This window comes from Streptomyces sp. NPDC057654 (assembly GCF_042800135.1).
Lineage (GTDB): Bacteria > Actinomycetota > Actinomycetes > Streptomycetales > Streptomycetaceae > Streptomyces.
Genome location: NZ_JBHVHQ010000623.1, coordinates 1 through 5,158, shown reverse-complemented (window position 1 = coordinate 5,158; position 5,158 = coordinate 1). Strand labels below are relative to the sequence as shown.

Genomic DNA, 5,158 nt, shown 5'->3' with positions numbered 1-5,158 from the left:
GTCCACGGGCTGCCAGGCGTCGCCGCCGGAGCCCGGCCAGGCGTGCGGGGCCTCGCCGACGGCCACGCCCACGCGGGGCGGGGCGACGGTGGTGCCCACGCCGCGGCGGCGCTGGAGCCTGCCTTCGAGTTCGAGCTGTTCCAGGGCTTGGCGCAGAGTGGCCCTGGCGACGCCGAACCGGGCCGCCAGATCGCGCTCGTTGGGGAGGATCTCCCCTACGGCGAACTCCGAGTCGAGCGCGTTGCTCAGCACGGTCTTCAGGTGCCAGTACTTCGGCTCCGGCACCGTTTCGAGTTGCGTGGTCCCCACCCTGTCCTCCGCCCCGACGGCACTTATGCGCGCTTCTTTATTAAAGGTTGTTGCAGTATGACTCGGACAATAGGACGGCACGCCACCTTGGTCAAGACCAATCCTCAATCCGTCACACAGCGCACACAAGTGGCCCCGCAGAGCGTTCACGTGATGTTGATGCCCGGTACCCCGCACACCTGACCCGATCCCGGCCTGCCGTGATGACGCTCCGTCGCCTCGGGTAGCGTCGCGACCGACCGGGGGCGACGTCCCGCGCCCGGTGTGCGGCGGAGGGTGAGGAGCGCGGGGATGCAGCAGGTCACGGTGGTCACGGGCGGCAGCCGCGGCATCGGCGCGGCGGTGGCCGTACGGCTGGCGCGCGCCGGGCACGCTGTCGGCATCGGGTACGTGCGCGACCGCGACGCCGCGGAGCGGACGGCCGAGGCGGTACGGGCCGAGGGCGCGGCGTGCGTGGCCGTCCGAGCCGACACCGGAGTCGAGGCCGAGGTGGACGCGCTGTTCGACGCGGTGAAGGAGAGCCTCGGGCCGATCACCGGACTGGTCAACAACGCCGGGGTCACGGGCCCGCTGGGCCGGTTCACCGAGACGCCCCTGGCGGAGATGCGCCGGGTCGTGGACGTCAACGTGATGGGCGCGATCATGTGCGCGCGGCGGGCCGCGCTGGAGCTGTCGACGCGCCACGGCGGGCAGGGCGGGGCGATGGTGAACATCTCCTCCGCCGGGGCGACGACCGGCAGCCCCGGCGACTACGTGCACTACGCGGCGAGCAAGGCCGCGGTCGACGCCCTCACGGTGGGGCTGGCCAGGGAGCTGGCTTCGGAGGGCGTCCGGGTCAACTCGGTGCAGCCGGGGATGATCCTGACCGACATCCACGCCACGATGGGCGACCCCGAGCGGCCGTGGCGCACCGAGGGCCGGGTGCCGGCGGGCCGCCCCGGCGAGGCGGCGGAGGTCGCGGGCGCGGTCGCCTGGCTGCTGTCGCCGGAGGCGTCGTACACGACGGGCGCGGTGCTGCGGGTGGCGGGCGGACTGTGACGGAGCGGGGGGCGCTTCCCGCGTCGAGGTGGGTCTACCAGTCGAGGCCGGTGAGTTTGTCCGGGTTGCGGACGAGGTAGATGTCGGTGATCCTGCCGTCGGCCACGCCGACGGCCACGACCGAGTCGGGCCGGCCTTCGTCCAGGATGAGCAGCGCCGGAGCGCCGTTGACCTCGGTGAAGCGGAACTCCAGCGTCCCCAGCGATTCCTGAGCGACGGCGGCGAGGAAACGGCCGACCTTGTCGGCGCTGTTCATCACCCGCAGCGGGGCCTTGGCCTTGCCGCCGCTGTCGCCGACGAGCCGCACGTCGGGGGCGAGGAGCTCAAGCAGCCCCGCGAGGTCACCATGGGTGGCGGCGGCGAGGAAACGCTCGGTCAGATCGCGCTGCTGGGCCGGGTCCACGTCGTAGCGCGGCTTGCGCTCCTCGACATGACGGCGGGCCCGCCCGGCGAGCTGCCGCACCGCGGCCTCCGTCCGGTCGAGAGCGGTGGCGATCTCCGCGTGCGGGAAGCCGAACGCCTCGCGCAGGACGAACACCGCGCGTTCCAGAGGCGAGAGCGACTCCAGGACGACGAGCACGGCGAAGGACACGGAGTCGGCGAGCACGGCGCGCTCGGCGGTGTCGGGGACGGTGGCCGCGGAATCCAGATAGGAGGTGGCGATCGGCTCGGGCAGCCACGGCCCGACGTACGCCTCGCGCCGGGACTGGACCTGCCGCAGCCGGTCGATGGCGAGCCGGGTGGTGATCCGTACGAGAAAGGCGCGCGGTTCGCGGACCTCGCCGCGGTCGGCGGCGGACCAGCGCAGCCACGCGTCCTGGACGACGTCCTCGGCGTCGGCCACGCGGCCGAGCATGCGGTAGGCGACGCCGGCCAGTACGGGCCGATGCGCCTCGAAGGTGTCGAGCATCGCGTCGCTGGAGCTCACCGTCCCATCCCACCCGACGCCGCGGGGGCTTGTCCACGTGAACCCGCTCTCATCGGGGGCGGCGGCCCGGCCCTCACCGGCCGACCACGGGGTCTACCCAGTGGTAACCATTGCTGACATCCTGTCTCGGGAAGCCGACCGCGGAGGCCGAGGAGCCGAGGAGCCACCCCATGACCGAGACGATCTCCTACCCCGTCGAGACGCCGGCCGGCCGGCGCACGGTCGAGGTCGCGTACGAACGCTCGGGCAGCGGGGACCCCGTCGTCCTGCTGCACGGCATCGGCCACCACTTGCAGGCATGGCAGCCGGTCAGCGGCATACTCGCCGCCGAACGCGACGTCATAGCCGTCGACCTGCCGGGGTTCGGCGCGTCCCCGGCCCTGCCGGACGGCGTCACGTACGACCTGGCGGGCGTGGCCCCCGCGCTCGACGCGCTCTTCTCCGCGCTCGGCGTGGACCGGCCGCACGTGGTGGGCAATTCGCTCGGCGGGCTGCTCGCCCTGGAACTGGGCCGGCTCCGGCTCGTACGGTCCGTCACCGCGCTCTCCCCCGGCGGCTTCTGGTCGCCGGCCGAGCGGCGGTACGCGTTCGGGGTGCTGCTCGGCATGCGGCGCGGCGCGCGGCTGCTGCCCGATCCGGTCGTCGCGCGCCTGGCCCGTACGGCGGTGGGGCGGGCGGCGTTGGTCAGCCCCATCTACGCGCGGCCGGGGCGGCGTTCGCCGGACGCGGTGATCGCCGAGACCAGGGCGCTGCGCGCGGCCGCCGGTTTCGACGCGACGCTCGCGGCCGGGCGTTCCGTCGTCTTCCGCGACGATGTGCCGGACGTTCCGGTCACCATCGGCTGGGGCGCCGGCGACCGGCTGCTCCTGCCCCGCCAGGGCGTCCGCGCCAAGCGGGCCATTCCGGGGGCCCGGCTGGTACGGCTGCCGGGTTGCGGGCATGTGCCGATGAACGACGATCCGGCGCTGGTCGTGCGGGTCATCCTGGACGCCACTCGCCCGGCGGCGACGGGCCGTGGGGTAGCGAAGGCGGCTGGAGCCGAGGCCGGGGGCCGAGTGCCGCGCCGATGAGGGCCGGCGCCCGGCCCGGTGCGTCGTCCGCGGGTCCGTCGTGGCTGGTCGCGCAGTTCCCGCGCCCGGCCTCCACAGGATCGCGCCGGCCTCATGGCCGAGACCGATCGGCCCCCGGCTGGCCCAACACGCCCGTACGCACCAAGGTAGGGGCGTAACCCGTTTGCGGGTCCCGAGGGTGAGAGGTGCGGTGCAATGGCCGAGCAGGTGGATGTCGTCGTGATCGGTATGGGGCCGGGCGGCGAGCACGTGGCGGGGACGCTCGCCGAGGCCGGGCTGAGCGTGGTGGGCGTGGAGGCGGAGCTGGTCGGCGGCGAGTGCCCGTACTGGGGGTGCGTGCCCAGCAAGATGATGATCCGGGCCGGGAACCTGCTGGCCGAGGCGGGACGGGTGCCCGGCATGGCGGGGGCGGCGCAGGTCTCACCCGACTGGGGGCCGGTGGCCGCCCGGATCCGCGACGAGGCCACGACCGACTGGAACGACCAGGTGGCGGCCGACCGCTTCACGGGCAAGGGCGGCCGGCTGGTGCGCGGGCGCGGGAAGCTGGCCGGGCACGGGAAGGTGGCGGCGGGCGGCGAGGTGTTCGAGGCGCGCCGCGGGGTGGTGATCGCCACGGGCACCCGGCCGCAGATCCCGCCGGTGCCGGGTCTGGCGGACGTGCCGTACTGGACGAACCGGGACGCGATCGCCGCGAAGGAGCCGCCCAGGACGCTGCTCGTGCTCGGCGGCGGTGCGATCGGGGCGGAGCTGGCCCAGGTCTTCGCCCGGTTCGGCTCGCGCGTCACGATCGTCGAGGCGATGGACGGCCTGATCGCGAACGAGGAGCCGGAGGCCGGGCGGCTGCTGGCCGGGGTGATGGAGTCGGAGGGGGTGACCGTGCGGACGGGGGCGCGGGCCACGGAGGTCCGGCACAGCGGTGACCGGTTCACGGTGGTGCTGGAGGGCGGCGAGGAGATCAGCGGCGACCAGCTGCTGGTCGCCACGGGCCGCCGGGTCGACCTCTCGGAGCTGGGGCTGGAGACGGTGGGCCTCGATCCGGCGGCGCGGTCGCTCCAGGTGGACGATCAGCTGCTGGCGGCGCCGGGGCTGTGGGGCGTGGGCGATGTGACGGGGCACGGCGCGTTCACGCACGTGGCGATGTACGAGGCAGCGATCGCGATCCGCGGGGTGCTCGGCGATCCGGGGCCGGCCGCCGACTACCGGGCGCTGCCGCGGGTGACCTTCTGCGATCCGGAGATCGGCGCGGTGGGGCTGACCGAGAAGCAGGCGCGCGACAAGGGGCTGCGGGTGCGTACGGGCCTGTCCCAGGTGCCGTCCACCGCCCGCGGCTGGATCCACAAGGCGGGCAACGACGGCCTGGTGAAGGTCGTCGAGGACGTGGACCGGGGGGTGCTGGTGGGGGCGACGTCGGCGGGGCCGATGGGCGGCGAGGTGCTGTACGGTCTCGCGGTGGCGGTGCACGCGGAGGTGCCGGTCGGCCAACTGCGGCACATGATCTACGCGTATCCGACGTTCCACCGGGGCGTGGAGGACGCCCTCACCGATCTCCGCTCGTCGGGGAAGAGCGGCTGACGGCGGCTCGCGGGGCGTCGGCGGATAACGGCGAATAAGGGGCGGTTAAGGGATCAGCGTGATCCTTTACCCATCGGTCACAGGACGTTCGTGATCACGCAACACCTCTCCGCCAGGGTGGCGGCATGAGTGATACGACCTGCGCGAAGAATGCCCGGCGCCGCCACCACTGGCGGCGCGACGTGGTCGAGCTGGGCGCCGTGTTCACGGCGGTGGCGGTCGCCGCCGCCGGCCCGCCCCT

General features: G+C 73.9%; 5 protein-coding genes. 3 read left to right on the top strand and 2 right to left on the bottom strand.

The features are described from left to right. Positions 1 to 309 (bottom strand): GntR family transcriptional regulator (locus tag ACFU99_RS32175; protein WP_384398748.1); only part of this gene is annotated, 309 nt, incomplete at its 3' end. 291 nt (positions 310 to 600) lie between these two features. On the opposite strand from ACFU99_RS32175, the gene ACFU99_RS32170 reads away from it, so the two are divergent. Beyond that, entirely contained in the window at positions 601 to 1,347 is a 747-nt protein-coding gene (locus ACFU99_RS32170) for an SDR family oxidoreductase (protein ID WP_384398746.1), read from the top strand. Between the two features lie 34 nt (positions 1,348 to 1,381). Here ACFU99_RS32170 and ACFU99_RS32165 read toward each other — a convergent pair whose 3' ends face one another. Next, complete coding sequence (locus ACFU99_RS32165; protein ID WP_384398750.1) at positions 1,382 to 2,257, bottom strand: RNA polymerase sigma-70 factor; 876 nt, start codon at positions 2,255 to 2,257, stop codon at positions 1,382 to 1,384. Positions 2,258 to 2,445: 188 nt separating this feature from the next. Between ACFU99_RS32165 and ACFU99_RS32160 the strand changes: the two genes are divergently transcribed. Beyond that, positions 2,446 to 3,345 (top strand): alpha/beta fold hydrolase, encoded by a 900-nt coding sequence (locus ACFU99_RS32160; protein ID WP_384398744.1) that lies wholly within the window; start codon positions 2,446 to 2,448, stop codon positions 3,343 to 3,345. Between the two features lie 195 nt (positions 3,346 to 3,540). After that, complete coding sequence (locus ACFU99_RS32155; RefSeq protein ID WP_384398741.1) at positions 3,541 to 4,917, top strand: dihydrolipoyl dehydrogenase family protein; 1,377 nt, start codon at positions 3,541 to 3,543, stop codon at positions 4,915 to 4,917. The last annotated feature ends 241 nt before the right edge of the window (positions 4,918 to 5,158 follow it).

What these genes read in the sequence shown, in the direction of transcription:
- ACFU99_RS32170 (WP_384398746.1), top strand. Translation starts at nt 601, where the DNA reads ATGCAGCAGGTCACGGTGGTCACGGGCGGCAGCCGCGGCATCGGCGCG.
- ACFU99_RS32165 (WP_384398750.1), bottom strand. Translation starts at nt 2,257, where the DNA reads ATGCTCGACACCTTCGAGGCGCATCGGCCCGTACTGGCCGGCGTCGCC.
- ACFU99_RS32160 (WP_384398744.1), top strand. Translation starts at nt 2,446, where the DNA reads ATGACCGAGACGATCTCCTACCCCGTCGAGACGCCGGCCGGCCGGCGC.
- ACFU99_RS32155 (WP_384398741.1), top strand. Translation starts at nt 3,541, where the DNA reads ATGGCCGAGCAGGTGGATGTCGTCGTGATCGGTATGGGGCCGGGCGGC.